General features: G+C 66.9%; 7 protein-coding genes, 1 tRNA gene and 2 pseudogenes. 8 read left to right on the plus strand and 2 right to left on the minus strand.

The window, feature by feature from the left end:
• The first annotated feature begins 199 nt into the window (after positions 1-199).
• The 6 genes from ASG63_RS12240 to ASG63_RS12265 all read left to right on the plus strand — a co-directional run bounded on the left by ASG63_RS12240 (position 200) and on the right by ASG63_RS12265 (position 5,974).
• Complete coding sequence (locus ASG63_RS12240) at positions 200-517, plus strand: hypothetical protein (RefSeq protein ID WP_056216461.1); 318 nt, start codon at positions 200-202, stop codon at positions 515-517.
• Between the two features lie 163 nt (positions 518-680).
• Positions 681-754, plus strand: a tRNA-Gln gene (locus ASG63_RS12245).
• A gap of 1,267 nt (positions 755-2,021) precedes the next feature.
• Entirely contained in the window at positions 2,022-2,255 is a 234-nt protein-coding gene (locus ASG63_RS12250) for a hypothetical protein (RefSeq protein WP_056216462.1), read from the plus strand.
• 140 nt (positions 2,256-2,395) lie between these two features.
• Positions 2,396-3,214, plus strand: coding sequence for a cytochrome b/b6 domain-containing protein (locus ASG63_RS12255; protein WP_056216464.1), 819 nt, complete (start codon positions 2,396-2,398; stop codon positions 3,212-3,214).
• Positions 3,211-4,137, plus strand: a complete 927-nt coding sequence (locus ASG63_RS12260; protein ID WP_056216466.1) for a molybdopterin-dependent oxidoreductase — start codon at positions 3,211-3,213, stop codon at positions 4,135-4,137. Before ASG63_RS12255 ends, ASG63_RS12260 begins: the two co-directional genes overlap by 4 nt.
• Before the next feature lie 448 nt (positions 4,138-4,585).
• Complete coding sequence (locus ASG63_RS12265) at positions 4,586-5,974, plus strand: MFS transporter (RefSeq protein ID WP_082501204.1); 1,389 nt, start codon at positions 4,586-4,588, stop codon at positions 5,972-5,974.
• Positions 5,975-6,052: 78 nt separating this feature from the next.
• On the opposite strand, the pseudogene ASG63_RS24210 reads toward ASG63_RS12265, so the two are convergent.
• Positions 6,053-6,321, minus strand: a pseudogene (locus ASG63_RS24210) (IS3 family transposase); the annotation flags it as partial.
• Positions 6,322-6,597: 276 nt separating this feature from the next.
• Here ASG63_RS24210 and ASG63_RS25275 point away from each other — a divergent pair.
• A pseudogene (locus ASG63_RS25275) lies at positions 6,598-6,741 on the plus strand (integrase core domain-containing protein); the annotation flags it as partial.
• Positions 6,742-6,809: 68 nt separating this feature from the next.
• Here the strand turns inward: ASG63_RS25275 and ASG63_RS12270 are convergent.
• A complete protein-coding gene (locus tag ASG63_RS12270; RefSeq protein ID WP_056216468.1) occupies positions 6,810-8,162 on the minus strand; it encodes a TAXI family TRAP transporter solute-binding subunit in 1,353 nt (450 codons plus the stop codon).
• 625 nt (positions 8,163-8,787) lie between these two features.
• Here ASG63_RS12270 and ASG63_RS12275 point away from each other — a divergent pair.
• Complete coding sequence (locus tag ASG63_RS12275) at positions 8,788-18,633, plus strand: peroxidase family protein (protein ID WP_056216470.1); 9,846 nt, start codon at positions 8,788-8,790, stop codon at positions 18,631-18,633.
• The last annotated feature ends 55 nt before the right edge of the window (positions 18,634-18,688 follow it).

The raw sequence follows: 18,688 nt of genomic DNA on the forward strand, positions 1-18,688 counted from the left end.
CATCGGCAAGGAGCAGCTCGCATCGGCAAGGAGCAGCTCGTCGCCCGCGGCAAGCTCTTCGCCAAAACCGCCTACGGACAGAACCTCCTCAAACTCGCACAGGAAGACCAGACCGGCCGCCTCGTACGATGAGGCCCGCACGGGGCCGAAGCGGGCAGGGGCCTCCCCGAAGCGGGGACGGTCGGGTATAGGAGCGAGAATGGACAACATCATTCGCCCCACCTTCGGCGCCCCACGCCGCACGGAACCAGCCGATCCCCGTCGCGTCCAGGTCCTGACCCAGCGCGTGTACGGCGAGGCCCATGGCTGCCGGGTCTGCCTCGTCCACGACGAAGGCGCACCGGAGGGCGATGTCTACAAGGTGGTGGTGGGGTTCCTGACGGACGACGAAGTCAGCACCGTGGCGATCCTCCCGGCTACTCCGGAGGGGGACACCGATTGCGAGATCGTCGCCCTGGCGATCCTGCGCACCCTCGGCATGATCGAGGCCCGCCTGGAACCGCCGGGCAGCGCCTGAGGCAGCGCGAATCGCCTCACGGGCGGGCGTTCAGATGTGGGCTTGCATCGGTCCGGAAAGCCATGCTATCGCCCCTGCACCGGAACGGGCCGGGTCTCAACCGCTAGCCTCAGCAGCGCTCGAGACGAACGACCGGATCCTGCCTCGTGCCACGCGAGGATGTTGGGGGATAGTTTAACGGTAGAACAGTGGACTCTGACTCCTCTAGTCCAGGTTCGAATCCTGGTCCCCCAGCCACTGATTTGACTACTTATCGGCCACCTCGGAAAGCGGCTCATTTCAGAGCTAAACGGGTGCAGTATTAAATATCCGATTAAACAAATTATTTGGAAGCGCATTAGAAGTAGACTCTTAATATTGGGCACTTGGAAAATGCGCTCTCCAATTTAAGCCTGCGACTTATGCTGTAGATCTTAATAATAAAGCAAATATTCTATAGCATCGTTCCGGCTACAAGCTAAGACTGAGTTAATTCGGCCCTCCGGCGCGGCACATCAAGCCCGCATCAGAGTCGGCAAACACGCCGCCGGCAGTCCCCACGCGATCACTGATTCGCTCCAACAGCCACTTTAACGCGCGCGGTCGATAGGCATAAGACGCATGTCGAGTGCGCCCGCACGTATGCGCGCGACGCACTTTGAGCCCGCCCCCAGCGGCATTCCGACAATGTTCGGTTCGACCGGTTCGATGCCATGGGAGATTGTCGTGACTGCGGATGCGGACGGTGCGGTGGATGTCGCGCTTCTCAAATCCTGCGATTAGGCGGAGGAGATCGCAGCCGCGCAGCTTGCTGTCGATGGTCGTGTTGAACAGGGCGAGGTCCCCAGCGCGGCCCTCGTGCTGCAGGCAGGTGGGGATTGCCGAGATGTGCTTGGGCTCAAACGGCGACTCGGGTCCGACGAAGCAGCCGAGGTTCCACGGTCGGCGGGTCGTGTCACTGGTCGACGGGATGATGGAACTCTCGTTTGAGGAGCCAACAGCATCTCACCCCGGCCGCGATCCGCCCGCGCCGCAGCTGCGCACCAAAAGCGGAAGTCAGCCATCGGCCTGTAAGCGGACATTGTGCATCCTACCGGACCTTGCCGGACAAACCATTCTCCGCCATCCGCCGAAAGCGGTCGTTCGTCGATCCGTGAGGTGAGCAGCATCGCCCCATCTGCAGGTCCTGCCCCCGAGCGGGCGAGGGGCCGCCTCCGGTGCAAGAGCGAGCCCCGATACGGCGAGCATTGATATTGTCAGGTCGAAGTCGCCCGCGCGCATAAGGTCGAGATCGGACTCGGCGGCCTCCCGCCGGGGGCCTGAAACTTTTCGCCGGCCCGTTCCGTAACGATACGCGAGGATAGGAATCGTGCCCAGGCCAAAAGCCTCGATGTGAGCGCGGGCTGTCTCTTGCTAAAAAATTGCAGTATATAAAAGTAATTCTTTATTTTTCGAGGAACAACGACATAATCATACTGTTGCCCTGTGGGTTGGATATGATGTTCACCTCTACAGGAGATTCCACATGAAGAAGTTCACGCTTGCGCTGACCGCCTTGACCGCCCTCGGCGGCATCGCCCTCGCCGCCGGTTCGGCCATGGCCGCCCCGATGTCCGTCAACGGCCTTCAGTCCGAGAGCGGCGTCACCCAGGTCCGCATGGACCGCAGTGAGCGGATGATGATGAAGAAGCGCATGATGCGGAAGCAGATGATGAAGCGCCGCATGATGAAGAAGCGCATGATGAACCGCGGCATGTGATTTCAAGCCGTTGACGCTTCCGGAGGTCCCGACGCAGGGGCCTCCACCCTGACGGCGACGACTTCGAGGAATACCGTTTGGCGCGCACTGACCCGATCCGCTCTACGCCCGAGATCTGTGAGGTCGAGCGTCGCCGATGGATGTTCAGGCATCCCGTAGCCATCCGCATCACGCATTGGGTCAATGCGGTGTGCCTCCTGGTCCTGCTCATGAGCGGCTTGCAGATCTTCAACGCTCACCCGGCCCTGTACTGGGGCAACGTCTCGACCTTCGACACACCGCTGATGGCAATGGCGTCGACGGAGGACGATCCGCCCAAAGGGGTGACGACGGTCTTCGGACAAGGCTTCGAAACGACGGGCTGGCTCGGCTCATCGACGGGCTCCAACGGCGAGCCGGCCGACCGTGGATTTCCCGCCTGGGCGACCTTGCCGAGCGACCAGGATCTGACGGGCGGCCGAAGCTGGCATTTCTTCTTCGCCTGGGCCTTCGTCCTGAACGGCCTCGCCTATCTGCTCTACGGGCTGGTCAGCGGACAGCTTCGATTCCGCCTGATCCCGTCGCGCGATCAGGTTCGGCACTTCGGCGCGTCGGTGTGGGAGCACCTGACATTGCGCTTCCCGCAAGGGAACGAGGCCAAGCGCTACAACGTCATTCAGAAGCTCACCTATCTCGTCGTTCTGTTCGTGCTCCTGCCGGTGCAGGTCCTGGCCGGCCTCGCGATGTCGCCGGCGATGAACGCGGCCTTCCCGTTCCTGCTGACGGTGTTCGACGGGCGCCAATCGGCCCGCACGGTGCACTTCGTCGTGGCGGCACTGCTGGTCCTGTTCGTCGTCATGCACGTCGCCCTGGTCCTGCTCTCGGGCTTCTGGAACAACATGCGCGGCATGCTCACCGGTTGGTTCGTCATCGAGCGCCAAATCGAACCGACCGGCGCCCCGGAGGAGCGTCGGGCATGAGCCCTTTTCCCAGCCGACGCACCCTCCTGACGGGGGCGTCCGCGACGGCCGCTGCGGCCATGCTCGGCGGATGCGACCGCCTCGGCAATGCGGCGTGGTTCCAGCGCATGCTCAAGACCGGCGAGGATGCCAACCTGTTCGTCCAACGCCTGCTCCTCACCGACCAAGCGCTGGCACCGGAATATGCCGAGGCCGACATCTCCCCGTGGTTCAAGCCGAACGGCACCGAGGATCCGCCGGACAGGGCGTACAAGGCCCTGGCGACGGGCAAGTTCGCCAAGTACCACCTGGAGGTCGGCGGTCTCGTGGAGGCACCCTTCCGGCTGTCCCTGGCGGACCTCCGCACGCTTCCCGCCCGCACTCAGATCACGCGGCACGATTGCGTCGAGGGCTGGAGCGCCATTGGCAAGTGGACCGGGGTGCCGCTCGCTGACCTCCTGATCCGGGCCAAGCTCAAGCCGGAGGCACGCTACGTGGTGTTCCACTGCGCCGACACCATGGACCAGGGCAATCCGCTCGAAGGTGGGGGCGACGACGCGGAGACGGACGAGGCGGCGCCCGCGGGCAACGCCAACCCGGCCATGACCAAGCAGTCGGGCGGCCGCGAGAGCAGAAAGGATTCCGGCGGCCAGCAGGCGTCGGACGAGTCTGCGGCCAGCGCCGGATCGCCGGTCCGGTACTACGAGAGCATCGAACTCGTGGACGCGTTCCACCCGCAGACGATCCTCGCCTACAACATGAACGGGCAGGCGCTACCGGTGTCCAACGGCGCACCGCTGCGCCTGCGGGTCGAACGCAATCTCGGCTACAAACAGGCCAAGTACGTGATGCGTATCGAGGTGGTCGAGAGCTTCGCCCATTTTGGCGAGGGCAAGGGCGGCTACTGGGAAGACCAGGGCTACGCTTGGTATGCCGGCATCTAAGCCGTCCGCGTGCTGTCGGCTTCGGGAGGTGAACGCGATCAACGTCTGACGGGCGCCATCGGAAGGTCAAAGCTTGCCGAATGAGAATGGCTGTTCGCTTCATTCTCTGTCCAGGAGCGGACGGGCAGAACTCCAGCCGAAGCGGTCATGGAACGGACAAATGGGTCCCGTCCCAACCTCGCCGGACAATCCGGTCCGGACCGTCCTCGCGAGCGAAGGTTCGGTGTTTGAGCGCTACGAAACCTGCTCAGGCAACCGGTGGAAGGGCTGCTCACCACCGTCTCAGTCAAGCTCAATTCGGAAGCTTCAGGCCGCGCGCAGCGACGGCGCCTGTCCGATCACCGGCATAACATCCGGAGTGTTGTTGTGAAGCCCAGCCACAAACTGGGATTGCCATCGGCCTGCAGCGCACGCATTCAGACCCGCCTCTCTGCGAGATTGTCTTCCGATGCCAACGCCAATCCTCACGCCGGACGTGCCGCCGCGCGACGGCTTGCCGCCGGGCCAGCGCGGGCGCGCGATGATCGCAGTGCTGATGGGCGTCGCCCTCGCAACCCTCGATACCGCGATCGCCAACACAGCCTTGCCGACCATCGCCGCCGACCTCGGTGTCGATCCGGGCGCGTCCATCTGGATCGTCAACGCCTACCAGCTCGCCGTGGTGGCGACGCTGCTGCCGATCGCGGCGCTGGGCGAGATCGTCGGCCAGCGAAAGATCTACCTCGGTGGCCTCGTCCTCTTCACGCTCGCCTCCCTGGTCTGCGCGCTTGCCTGGTCCCTGCCGACGCTGGTGGCTGCGCGTGTGCTGCAGGGCGTCGGCGCGAGCGCCCTGATGGCGGTCAACATCGCGCTGATCCGCTTTATCTATCCGGCCGCTCAGCTCGGGCGCGGGGTCGGGCTCAATGCCTTCGTCGTCGGCGTCGGCTTCGCCGTGGGACCGACCGTGGCTTCCCTGATCCTGGTCGCCGCGCCCTGGCCGTGGCTGTTCGCCGTCAACGTACCGATCGGCCTCGCTGCCCTCGCCCTCGCCTGGACAGCGCTGACGGAAACCGGTCGCTCCGGCCACAGCTTCGACGGAGCCGGCGCCATCCTCAACGCCGTGGCCTTCGCTCTGCTCGTCCTGGGACTCGGGGATGCAGCCCACGAGGGACCGGTCTGGCGCATCCTGGCGGAGTTCGCCGGCGCGCTCGCCTGCGGCACGCTGCTTCTGCGCCGACAGGCCGGACATCCCGCCCCGATGCTCGCAGCCGACCTTCTGAAGCGTCCGCTCTTCGCGCTGTCCGCGTTGACCTCAGTCTGCTCCTTCGCGGCCCAAGGCCTCGCTTTCGTCTCCCTGCCGTTCCTGTTCCAGCACGCGCTCGGCCGCTCGCAGGTCGAGACCGGCTTCCTGATGACGCCGTGGCCGGTGGTGGTCGCGTTGATGGCGCCCCTCGCGGGTCGCCTGTCCGACCGCTATCCTCCTGGCCTGCTCGGCGGGATCGGGCTCGCCGTCCTGGCTTTGGGCATGGCGCTCCTGGCAGCACTGCCGGCGGATCCGAGCGTTTTCGACATCACCTGGCGCATGGCGATCTGCGGCGCAGGCTTCGGCTTCTTTCAGGCGCCGAACCTGCGCGCGATCATGACGAGCGCCCCGCCCACGCGTTCCGGAGGCGCGAGCGGGATCGTGGCCACCGCACGCCTCCTCGGCCAGACGACGGGGGCGGCCCTTGTGGCGGCATGCTTCGCCATCGCGGACGCGCGCGGGCCGGCGCTGGCGCTCGGACTCGGCGGCGCCTTCGCCGGGGTCGCGAGTGCCGTGAGCTTCCTGCGCCTCGCCGTGCGCGTTCAGCACACATAGTGGGCGTCTGAGTGCGGAACGGCTGAAAGCGAGCTGTCGGTGCGATCCTCCCCCGACCTCACGGACACGGGATTGGCCCGCATTCCGTTCGACCTGCTCGGGCGTGATGTCACCGAGTGCCGCGCGGATGCGCTGCCGATGTCATAGCCCTCGCTGTCGACGAACAAGTCGCCTCGGACCTCATCTCGGGTCGCCCATCGTCGTTGATGGACGAGTTCGACCTTAAGGGTGTGGAAGAAACTCTCCATCGGGGCGTTGTCGACGCAGCAGCCCGTCCGGCTCATGGAGGGCGTCGCCGTCATGTCGGCGAACTGCGTTCGGTAGGCCTCGGCGGCGTACTGGCTGCCTGATGGGAGGGGAAGTCACCGGGCCCGCAGCCGTGGCTCCTGGTGATCCTGCTGCCCGTGGTGGGGAAGAGGCTCCGATCAGCGCCCTTCGGCACTGTCTCAGCATCGAGGGTTGGATCCCGCGTTCGGCCGCGGTCTGCATCAGCGGCCGGCCGCTGCTGTCCAGCAGGGCCACCGCCTCGCGTTTGAACTCGCTGTCTCGTCTTCGCCATCAAACACCTTCCCCGCCCGTAACGAGCGTATCGGAGGTGTCCGTGAAACCGAGAGAGGATCACCTCTTGGTTCCTATCGCTGGCGGATGCTCATGAGCGCATTGAGGAATGGAGGTGCCACGACAATGAAGATTGACCCCACACGGCCCTGGGTGGCTTGACGCCCCGAGCCTTCGCCAACCACGCTGTCACGGCCCGAGAACTTGCATGGGTTCTGGACCACAAACCAAGTCAACTCCGAACAGGCTCAAAAGCCATACCAAAGGGCGGCCCCCTTCAATCGGGTCGGCTCACCATCGCACGCCTGACTGTCGAACGCGTGGCGTCGATGGCCACGTTGGCCGCCCCGAGCATCCGAAGCTCGGTCGGTCGATTGAGGGCCTGTCGGGCGATGCTCGCGGCCAGATCATCCACCTCGGCCGCCATGGCCTCCAGACGCGCGCGGTCGGTCTCCTGCCGCGCCGCCCCACGCAGTTCGAGCAGGCGGCTCGTCGCCACCTCGATCCGCTCCCGCCGGATGCGGCCCAGACGCTGGCGAAGCCAGGCTACCGTTGAGCCGACGCCGCCGGCCAGGATGGCCACGAGGTAGATCCAGCTCTCGTAGCGCTCGATGAAGGTCTCCTGCTCCCGCTCGTAATAGTCGATCGCCCCGGGATGGATGGGGAGGTGCGCGCTGGTGGCGTCGGCCGTGTCCTCGTAGGCGGGATTGTCGATGGCGTTGGCCGCCGACACCGTGTCGGCCAGCGCGCTGCGCATCTCGAACAAATGCTGGGTCACCTCGGCGGCGAGACTGCGCGACAGGTCGGCCCGGGCCACGAGCCGATAGGACGAGCCGACGGTGACCACGTCCTCGGCGGGGAGCCGGGGATTGCCGCCGAACAGAGCCGCCGGGAGCGTGACCGCTTGAAGACGTGGCCAGCGCGCCAGGACGGCCGTAGAATCCGGCACCCCGAACAGGGCGATCTCGTCGTCCTCGCTCTCGTCCTTGACGAACGCGACAAGCCGCCTGGCGATGGGCGAGGTGGGTGTCGTGACCATCACCAGCGCGTCGATCCGATGCTCGCGCAGGGCAGGGCCGACGTCGGCTTCCTCCAGGGGCACGAGCGCCACGGCCTTCTTCGGGAGGGCCCCGGTCTGTGGCTCCGTCAGGAGTTCCAGGTCGTGGTGGGCCACGAGCGTGCCGACGAGGGTTCGGTCGGCGGTGCGGCTCGCGAGCATGCCGAGGCGCTTGCCGGCCAGGTCCGAGAAGCCCTTGATGCCCGCGTTGGAGGGCGCCGCGACGAAGGCCGAGAGTTCGCGCAGGACGGCAAGCGTCAGGGCGTTCCCGGGCAACGCGACGTCGGGCCGGACCACGGCAAGGTCGGCCTTACCGGCCTTCAGCGCCTCGGCGCTCTCGCGAACGCCGTCGAAGGCGATGACCTTCAGCCGAATCCCGAGCTTTCTTCGGGCCAACTCGTCCGCGTAGGCCTGCAGCAAGGCTGGCTCGCTTCCGCCTTTCGGGGCAACCGCGACGGTCAGCGTCGTCGGCCGCGTCAGGTGATAGGTGGCCAGAGTAACAAGGAGGAGCACGGCCAACAGGCCCACCAGGAGCCATTGTTCACGGCCACCGGGGATTTTGATCCTGGACACGCCTGCTCCTCGTTGCCAACGGCTTCGCCCGCGGGTCGGGAATCCATCGCGGGATCTTTCCTGTTCGAAGGACAGCACCGGACCGACCGCCCACGCACTCGGGCGCCCATCCAAGACGGTTGTTTACGCAGGGAGCCCCACCAAGGCGATGGCCGCGTCCTTTGAAGACCAGGCTGTCGAAACTGTGGTCGACGAACTCCCGTAGGGTCCCGCCGCCCTTCGTTTCGACCGATGGCACGTCCGCGGCACGAAGCTCACGAATCGCTCCATGGATCGGGGTTCGACCTCGTTACGTCGGTAAAAATAGACTGAGCACCAAACCCTATTGCCGCGGATTTTTATGGGCCCTCTGACGTGCAACGGGACTCGAATGCAGTACGCAAGTCGACAACCAAAGCACAAAAGAGGAAAAGATAACTCCGAAGCAGTACCAGCGAAGTTGCATCCTGTAGGAAAAACCCACACGCGAGGAAATTTCCTATGTCCTTAAGGGTTTTTTAACTCTTCCGGCAGGGTCACAGGCATGGAACCTTCGCGGATGTGGAGGAGGCGTCCCGGAAAACAAGGGAACTCCTCGCATCCGATCAGGGCCGGCCATCGCCGCCCATGTCGTGCGGAGGGTGTCATGGCGGTTCATCTCAATCAGCAGGATCTGACCTTCATCCTGAGGCAGATCAGGATCGCCGAGGCCCACGCCAGCGGCATCGACCTGACGGAACTCAGGGTCGACCCCGCCACCGGCGACATCCTGACGGATCGCAGCCTCTACAACCCGGATGGCCTCTGGCTGGGTGCGGCCGACGCACCGCGCGCCATCCCCGATCCGCACGTGCCCTACGGGCTCCGCACGGTGGACGGGACCTTCAACAACATCGTGCCCGGCCGCGAGACCTGGGGCTCGTCCGGCCAGCCCATGCCCCAGCTTCTCGACAAAAGCTTCGTGAACGATCAGGACGGCGACGCCTTCGACCCGGACGGCCCCGGACCGGCACCGGCGGTCACCAACACCGACTACGGCACCGGTGGCAGCGTCGCCGACGCCGACCCACGCATCATCTCCAACCTTGTCGTCGACGCCTCGCTGAACAATCCGGCGGCCATCGCGGCCGCGCTCAGGCTCGCGGGCTCCACGGACATCCTCGGCGACCAGCGACTCATCACGGCGGCCTACGAGGCTCTGCGGACGGCGCAAGGGGCGGATCCCGCCGGCGAGCATGCAGAGCTGCAATCCGCGCTGGATACCATTCTCCAGCGGACGGGCGTCACCGTCACGAACGGCTCCATCAATGTCCTCAACGTCGCTCCGGACGAGGGCCTGTCCAAGCCCTTCAATGCCTGGATGACGTTCTTCGGGCAGTTCTTCGACCACGGGCTCGACCTGATCACCAAGGGCGGCAACGGCACGGTCTACATCCCGCTCACCGCGGACGACCCGCTCGTCACCCAGGGCCCCGACGGAATGCCCGGCACGGGCGACGAGGTGACCGCGCAGACCCAATTCATGGTGCTGACCCGTTCGACCCCCGTCGATGGCTCGCAGCGCAACGTCACGACGCCCTTCGTCGACCAGAACCAGACCTACACCTCCAACGCCTCCCACCAGGTCTTCCTGCGTGAGTACGCGCTGGTCGACGGGAAGCCCGTCGCGACCGGGTTCCTCCTCGGCGGCGTGAACGGCGGGCTCGCGACCTGGGCCGACGTCAAGGAACAGGCGCGGACGATGCTCGGCATCAACCTCGTCGATGCCGACGTCTCGGCGGTCCCCCAATTGCTCACAGACCCCTACGGCGCCTTCATCCCCGGCGCCGACGGCATGCCCCAGGTCATGGTCGGGATCACGCCCGGAGGGCAGCCGGTCTATGCCAGCGGCACCCTCGCGGCGCCGCTCTCCCTCTCCGCCATCCAGTTGCCGGTCGGCACGGTCCTCGCGGGCCCCAACGGCACCCAGAACACCATCGAGGCGGGCGAAACGGTCGCGGCCGCCCGCACCTTCAACGCCTTCCTCGACGACATCGCCAACGACGCCGTGCCGACCACCTCGCGGGGGATCGCGCTTCCCCAGGACGGAGACACCGCCCTGGGCTTCGCCAACGCGGACGGTTCCACGACGGGCCTGACCGCGCAGGGGCGCAATCTGGCTTACGACAACGAGCTCCTCGACCGGCACTTCATCACCGGCGACGGACGCGGGAACGAGAACATCGGCCTCACCGCCGTCCACCACATCTTCCACTCCGAACACAACCGACAGGTCGAGGCCCACAAGCTGACCATCCTGCGCTCGGGCGACCTCGCCTTCATCAACGCGTGGCTGGAGACGGACATCGCGGGGTTACCCGCGGGCTTCGCCCAGCTTTCGGCCCTGGAGCAGACCACGATTGCGAACGGCCTCGATTGGGACGGCGAGCGCCTGTTCCAGGCCGGACGCTTCGCCACCGAGATGCAGTACCAGCACCTCGTCTTCGAGGAGTTCGCCCGGAAGGTGCAGCCCCAGATCGACCCGTTCGTGTTCAACGCGGTGACGGAGATCAACCCGGCCATCTTCGCGGAGTTCGCCAACACGGTCTACCGCTTCGGACACTCGATGCTCACGGAAAACCTGCCGCGCGTCGGGGTGGACGGGGCTGCCCTCGACAATGGCCTCGGGCTGATCGAGGCCTTCCTCAACCCCGTGCTGTTTGACAGCCCCGGCGACCTCGCGCCCACGGGCACACCAAGGCTGAGCCACGACGAGGCCGCGGCCGCCATCATCCGGGGCATGACGGTCGAGCGTGGCAGCGAGATCGACGAATTCGTGGTCGACGCCCTGCGCAACAACCTGCTCGGATTGCCCCTCGACCTCGCCGCCCTCAACATCGCCCGCGGTCGCGAGACCGGGACGCCCACCCTGAACGAGGCGCGCGCGCAGCTCTTCGCCGCCACCGGCTCGACCTTCCTGACGCCCTATACCAGTTGGGCGGACATGGCCGGCAATCTCAAGAACGCGATGTCGGTCGTGAACTTCGTGGCGGCCTATGGGACACATCCGTCCGTGGTTGCGGCGACGACCCTCGACGGCAAGCGCGACGCGGCCCTAGCGCTCGTCCTGGGTGGGGTGGGGGCTCCGGAGGACCGCCTCGACTACCTGAATTCCCGGGGGGCCTGGGCGGGCCGGGAAACCGGCTACAACGCGGTCGACCTCTGGATCGGCGGCCTCGCGGAGAAGCAGATGCCCTTCGGTGGCCTTCTCGGTTCGACCTTCAACGCCGTGTTCGAGGCGCAGATGGAGAACCTGCAGGACGCGGACCGCTTCTACTATCTCACCCGCACCCAGGGGCAGAACTTCCTGGTCGAGTTGGAGCAGAACTCCTTCTCCAAGCTGATGATGGCCAACACGAACCTGGCGGAGCCCGGACCGGACGGCATCCGCGGCACCGGGGACGACATCGTCCCGCGCCACATCGGCGTCGACGCCTTCGCGGATTACGACTTCGAGCTTGAGGTCAACGCCGCCAACCAATCCGACCAGAACGGATCCGCCCCCGGTGTCGACCCGACCGGAGCCGATGCCATCCTGGAGGCGATGGGCCTCGGCAAGGTCATGCGGGACGATCCCGGAAGCGCGGCCGTCGAGGCCAACTATCTCCGCTTCACCGGCGGCGAGCACGTCCTCGTCGGCGGCACCAACGGCAACGACACCATCGTCACCGATTTCGGCGACGACGGGATCTGGGGCGATGCCGGCAACGACCGGATCGAGTCCGGTGCCGGCGTCGACCTCGTCAACGGGGGCGACGGCGACGACATCATCACCGATTCCGGCGACAGCGGCGACTTCCTCAAGGGCGAAGGCGGCAACGACGTCATCGCCAACTCGAACGGCATCGACATCCTGATCGGAGGCACGGGCAAGGACGTGGTCTTCGTGGGCGTGGACTCCACGGAGGTGTTCTCCGGTGCCGGCGACGATTTCGTCATCGGCGGCGACGGCGCCGACCTGCTGATGGGCAACGAGGGCGACGATTGGCTGGAGGCCGGCGGCGGCTTCGACACCACGGCCGGCGACAACTCGGAGCTGTTCTTCAACTCCGCCATCAAGGGCCACGACGTGATGTTCGCCGGCGGCGACGAACACGACTTCGACGGCGAGTCCGGCGACGACATCATGGTGCAGGGCGAGAGCGTCATGCGCAACGAGGGCATGTTCGGCTTCGATTGGGCCATCTTCAAGGGCAACGCCCGCGACGCCCACGCCGACATGCGCATCCCGATCTTCACGACCGAGGAAGCCGACATCCTGCGCAACCGCTTCGACAAGGTCGAGGCCCTGTCGGGGTGGAAGAACAACGACACGTTGATCGGCGACGACCGGACCGCCGCTGACGGGCTTGCGGAGGAACCCGGTGCCGCGACCGTGGGCGCCAACGAGGGCGTGTTCTTCAACGACGGTCTCGACGCGGACGGCCTCGCCCGCATCGACGGATTGAACCGGATCGTCTCGCTCGGCTCGAACGGGCTCTTCGAGGCCGGCAACATCCTGCTCGGCGGCGCGGGAAGCGACGTCCTCCAGGGCAATGGCGGCAACGACATCCTGGACGGCGACCGTTGGCTCAACGTCCGCATCCGCATCACCCGGCCGGACGATTCCTCGACCCCGGCCATCGAGTCCGCCTCCAACACCCAGGCCAACCAACTGACCTCTGTCGACAGCCTGCGCCACACCTTCACCCAGGGCCAGGTCACCACCGACGGCCTGCCGGCGTCGTGGGTGGGCAAGTCGCTGTTCGAGCTCCTGCTCTCGCGGGACGTCCGGCCGGACCAGATGCACATCGTGCGGGAGATCGTGTCGCCTGACGCGAACGCGTCCGATGTCGATACGGCCGTGTTCAGCGATGTGCGGGCCAATTACAGCATCACCCGCGGCACCGGTGCGGAAGCGGGGACGCTCACGGTCCGGCACGTGACCCTGAGCGATCCGGCGGTCGATGACGGCACGGACACCCTGCGCAACATCGAAGCCCTTCAGTTCGCGGACGGGCCGGTCGCCGTCGCGCTCATCCTCAACCAACCCTTCGACCGCTTGAACATCGTCGCATCCGATGGAGACATCGGCCGGTTCGACGCCGTGTTCACCGGCCTCGTCGCCGGGCGCCCGGTGACGGTCCAGTGGCAAGTCCTCGACGCCAACGGCACCTGGCGGAACGTCGGACCCGGGGACGGTCTCGTCGGCAACGCGCTGGGAGGCCCTTCAGGCGACCGTTTCACGCCGGCCAATCCGAACGTCGAGGTCCGGGCCGTCGCGAACTGGACGAGCACGCTTCCGGGCGTCACGCAGTCCCAGCAAACGCTGTCCGTCGAGACGGCCTTCGTCGGCACCGCCGGCGACGACGATCTTCCCGGTTCGACGGCTGCGAACGTCATCCTGGGTCTTGCCGGCGACGACGACATCGAAGGCGATGTGGGCAACGACATCATCGACGGCGGCGACGGGAATGATCGGGTCGACGGAGGGGCCGGCGACGACGACCTCCGAGGCAACGACGGCGACGACGTCCTCATCGGCCGGACCGGCGACAACACGCTCCGGGGCGGGGCCGGCGACGACCAGCTCTCGGGCGGACACGGCAACGATGCCATCGACGGCGATGCGGGCACGGATACGGCCATCGTGACCGGCCCGGTCGAGGCCTACGCCTTCGAGCGCACCGGGGCCGTCATCACCGTCACCGACAACCTCGGCTTGGAAGGCGACGGCCGCGATACGCTGACCGAGGTCGAGTTCCTGCAGGTCGGCGACACCGACGTCTATGCCATCGGCGCGGCCGGGACGGCCGGGGCCGACATCGTGGTGGGTACCGTCGCGTCGGAGACGCTGGCGGGCGGCGCAGGGGACGACCTCGTCTTCGCGGGCGGCGGGAACGATTCCGTGACGTGGCGCCCCGGGGACGGACGCGACTTCGTCGATGGCGGCGCAGGGACCGACACCTTCCGGATCCTCGACGGCGCGCTTCCGGTCCAGCAGCTCGGGCTTGCTGCCGCGCGCGCGCAGTTCCCGACCCTGACCTTCCGCGACGACACACAGTCAGTGGTGGTCCGCGGCGGCGTCGTGATCGCGGAGCTGAAGAACGTCGAAGCTGTCAGGGTCAACACCACGGCGACCGGCGTTCCGGCCATCGTCGACCCCACGCCGACGAACGGGCTGGTGTCGCCGACCGAGGGCCAGGCCCTCAGCGTCTCCACGGTCGGCATCGCGGATGCCAACGGCCTCGGCGCCTTCGCCTTCCAATGGCAGGTCCTGGCCGCCGACGGCGTGACCTGGAACGCCATCGCGGGCGCCACGGGCCAAGGATTCACACCCGCCCAGGCCCAAGTCGGCGCAGTCCTGAGGGTCCGTGTCAGCTTCACCGATGGCGAGGGCAACCCAGAAGAAGTCTTCTCCGCACCGACCGGCATCGTGGGAGACAACTTTACCGGTGCCCCTCTCATCGGCCTGAACTTCGTCGGCACGGCGGGCGACGATATCGCCAACGGTGCCAACGCCCTCCTGTTCTCCAACGACACGATGGATGGTCGGGGCGGCAACGACATCATCAATGGCCGTGCCGGCAACGACCGGATCACACAACTCAGCGTCGACGGGCGCGACCGCGTCGACGGAGGGGCCGGGACCGACACTTACGTGCTGAACGGGGTCGCGGCGGCGGAAGCGTTCGGCATCTACGCGCTCACCGGTGGGCAGAACGCCACGCTCGCGGCCACGCTCGGAACGACCTTCGGGGCCGCGACCGAGATCGTGATCACCCGCACCGTGGGGACGACGACGACCGTGGTCGCCGAGCTCGACAACGTCGAGGAGATCCAGGTGAACACGATCAACGTCACCGCCAACGATGGGGGCGGCCTGAACCAGGGTGCCGCCGGGAACGACACCGTCACGGTATCGGGCAACTTCACCGGGACCAGCCTGAACTTCAGCACCATCACCATCGACGGCGCTGCCGGCGACGATACGGTGGACATCTCCGGGCTCACCTCGGCCCACCGCATCGTCTTCCGGTCGAACGGCGGACACGACACCATCATCGGCACGCTGCGGCCCCAGGACGTCATCGAACTCGCCCCCGGCACGACGCGTGCCGACTACACGGCCACCCAGGCGAACGGCATGACGACCCTGACCAACGGGTCTCACACCATCACCTACGCAAGCTCGGGTACGCCGGCCTTCGGCACCACACCAGTCCAGGGCGGGGAGCAGCCGGGCGGCGGCGGAGCGTTCACCCTGACTGCGGCGGATCTCGCCGGCATCAAGAACCTCATCCAGGGACGTCCCGCCGTCGAGGGCGACGACGATACGGAGGGGGCGACCGGTGTCCGCACCCTGTCCGGAGCGGGCAACAACCTCGACCATCCCGAATTCGGCGCCGCGGACCAGCCGTTCATTCGGCTCACCGACGCCCATTACGGTGCGTTCGACCCGGCAACCAACAACAACGCCCTCAATCCGCTCTACGCCGGCCTCGATCCGCGCGCCATCAGCAACGTGCTGGGGACCCAGGAGGCCGACCTGCCGCACCAGGCCAACGGCTCGAACATCTTCTTCATGGCGTTCGGACAGTATTTCGACCACGGCCTCGACTTCCTCCCGAAGAGCGCCGCCAACGGAACCGTCCTGATCGACCAGCCAGGCTCGGGGCGCGCGCCCGGAACCAACAACCCGGCCGACCTGACACGGGGCGAGGTCTCGTCCATCGTGGACGGGGTGCCCCAGCACCTCAACAAGACCTCACCCTACGTCGACCAGAACCAGGCCTACGGCTCGCACGAACTCGTCGGCCAGTTCCTGCGCGAGAGCGACGGCAACCAGGGCGTCGGCGCGCGCCTTCTCGCGGGTGCTCCCGATCCCTCCAATCCCGCCTTCAACCTGCTCCCGACCCTCCGCGCCCTCATCCAGCACCATTGGGACGCGGACACGATCTTCCACGACCCCTCGCTCCCGGGCGGAGCGATCAGCTTCCGCACCTACTTCTCGAATTTCCCCATCTCCGAGACAAAGACCGGCTCCCTGTTCAATGCGGCCGGCGCGTATGATCCCGAGGCGGTGAGCGCCTTCGCCTCGAACTTCATGGGGAGCGGCAACGCGCTGCTGCTCGACACGAACCCCTTCGTCAGCCTGCTCGACCACTACGTGGCCGGCGATGGACGGGCGAACGAGAACGTGTCGCTCACCGCCATGCACACGATCTGGGCGCGCAACCACAACTTCCACGTCGAGAACCTCGTGGAGGCCGGCTTCCAGGGGACGCCGGAGGAGGTGTTCCAGGCCGCCAAGATGATCAACGAGGCTGAGTACCAGCGCGTGATCTTCGACGAGTTCGCGGATCAGCTCATCGGCGGCATGAAGGGCAGCGGAACGCACGGTCACAGCGGCTACAACCCGGACGTCGACGCCCGGATCTCCCACGAGTTCGCCTCCGCCGTGTACCGCGTCGGGCACTCGCTGATCGGCGAGACCCTGACGGTCATCGGCCCCGACGGCGCGCCGCGGCAGGTCGCGCTCTTCGATGCCTTCCTGAACCCCTCGAACGCCCCGGACGTCTTCACGGCGCCCCTGCCGCCCGGCTACGTGCCGCAGCCGGGTTACGCCCAGCTCGGGGCCAACGCCATCCTCGCCGGGGTCGCGACGCAACCGGCCGAGGAAGTCGACTTCAACATCGTCGACGCGGTGCGCAACGACCTGGTGCGGATCAACGCCGACCTGTTCGCCTTCAACGTTGCCCGCGGCCGCGATGTCGGCCTCGGCTCGCTGAACCAGGTTCGCGCCGACCTCATGGCATCCACGGATCCCTACATTCGGGAGGCGCTAGGCTTCGCGGGCGACCTGACGCCCTACGCTTCCTGGGAGGACTTCCAGGCCCGGAACGGACTGAGCGACACGGTCATCGCGCAGTTCAAGGCTGCCTACCCGGACCTGGCCCTGGCGACGGCCGACATGCGCGCGGCCTTCGTGGCCGCAAACCCCGACATCGCCATCCATCAGCGGCCGGACGGCACCGAATACGTGAATGGCATCGACCGGGTCGACCTCTGGGTCGGCGGCCTGGCCGAGCAGCACATCAACGGCGGCGTCGTGGGCCAGACCTTCTGGGTCGTGCTCCATGAGCAGTTCGACCGCCTGCAGGAAGGAGACCGCTTCTACTACACTGACCGGTTCGACAATTTCGACTTCTATCAGAACATCATCGATGGCCAGAACTTCTCCGACATCGTCGCGCGCAACACCGGGCTGACCGGCCTGCAGGAGGACATCTTCGCCGTCAGCGACGAGGACGGGACCGCCGGAGGCGATGGGCCGGCTGACGGGGAGGGCGACGGCACCGGGCCCATCGACGACGGAGACGACGGCACCGCGGGCGGGGACGGCTCCGACGACGGGGACGACGACACCACGGGCAGTGGCGGCTCGGACGACGGGGACGACTCGGACAACGGGACCACCGCTCCCGGGACGGGGGGAGGTTCGTCGGGCGGAGGCGCGACCGGGGGCACCACCGGTGCTGGGACGACCACACCCCCGGCCGAGCTTCCGGCAAGCCTGGTGGCCGGTACGACCGGCGATGATGTCCTTTCCGGGACGCCCGGCGCCGATACGCTCCTCGGCCTGTCCGGGGACGACAATATCCTTGCCGGCGACGGGGCCGACGTGATCCGCGGCGGTGACGGGAACGACTTCGTCGATGCCGGCGGCGGTCGCGACGTGGTCTTCGGCGGGGCCGGCGACGACGACATCCTCGCGGGCAGCGGCGACGACATGGTCTACGGCGACGCCGGCGCGGACCGCATCCTCGCGGGGGCCGGCAACGACCTCGTCACGGCCGGGGCCGGCAACGATACGGTGATCGGCGGCGACGGCAACGACCTGTTCGTGGCCGAGGTCGGGGATGGCGGCGACAGCTACTGGGGCGACGAGGTTGGGGGCGGCACCGGCGCCGACACCCTCGACATGTCGGCCATCACCGCCAACATCGCGGCCGACCTCGGCACGGGGCTCGCCGGGCGAGGCAGCGTCGCCAGCAGCCAATCTGGGTCCGATACCCTCTGGGGCATCGAGAACCTCGTGACCGGCTCCGGCGATGACACGATCACGGCCAGCGACGCCGTGAACGTGATGGATGGCGGCCGCGGGGCCGACACCTACCGCTTCGGGTCGGCCGCCGCGGCGAACGGCGACACCATCGCGAGCTTCCAGCCCGGCGACAAGGTCGACCTCAGCGGCATCGACGCGAACCAGGGCGTGGCGGGGAACCAGGCGTTCACGCTCGCGACTGGGGCGGCCTTCACCGGGGTCGGTGAGTTGCTGGTCACCCAGGAGCACCGGGCGGACGGGGACTACACCGTGGTGGCGGGCAACACCGGCGGCGACGCGGCCCCCGAGTTCAAGTTCAGCATCAAGGGAGCCCCGGCCGCGACGGCCGCGGACTTCGCCCTCTGACGTGGGAAAGGGCCCGGCGTCGGGCCCCTCCCGCCCAACCGCGCTCATGGGGGAT

It is taken from the genome of Methylobacterium sp. Leaf94 (genome assembly GCF_001426045.1).
GTDB lineage: Bacteria > Pseudomonadota > Alphaproteobacteria > Rhizobiales > Beijerinckiaceae > Methylobacterium.

Coding starts and splice junctions, on each gene's coding strand:
- ASG63_RS12240 (WP_056216461.1), top strand. CDS start 200: ATGGACAACATCATTCGCCCCACCTTCGGCGCCCCACGCCGCACGGAA.
- ASG63_RS12250 (WP_056216462.1), top strand. CDS start 2,022: ATGAAGAAGTTCACGCTTGCGCTGACCGCCTTGACCGCCCTCGGCGGC.
- ASG63_RS12255 (WP_056216464.1), top strand. CDS start 2,396: ATGTTCAGGCATCCCGTAGCCATCCGCATCACGCATTGGGTCAATGCG.
- ASG63_RS12260 (WP_056216466.1), top strand. CDS start 3,211: ATGAGCCCTTTTCCCAGCCGACGCACCCTCCTGACGGGGGCGTCCGCG.
- ASG63_RS12265 (WP_082501204.1), top strand. CDS start 4,586: ATGCCAACGCCAATCCTCACGCCGGACGTGCCGCCGCGCGACGGCTTG.
- ASG63_RS12275 (WP_056216470.1), top strand. CDS start 8,788: ATGGCGGTTCATCTCAATCAGCAGGATCTGACCTTCATCCTGAGGCAG.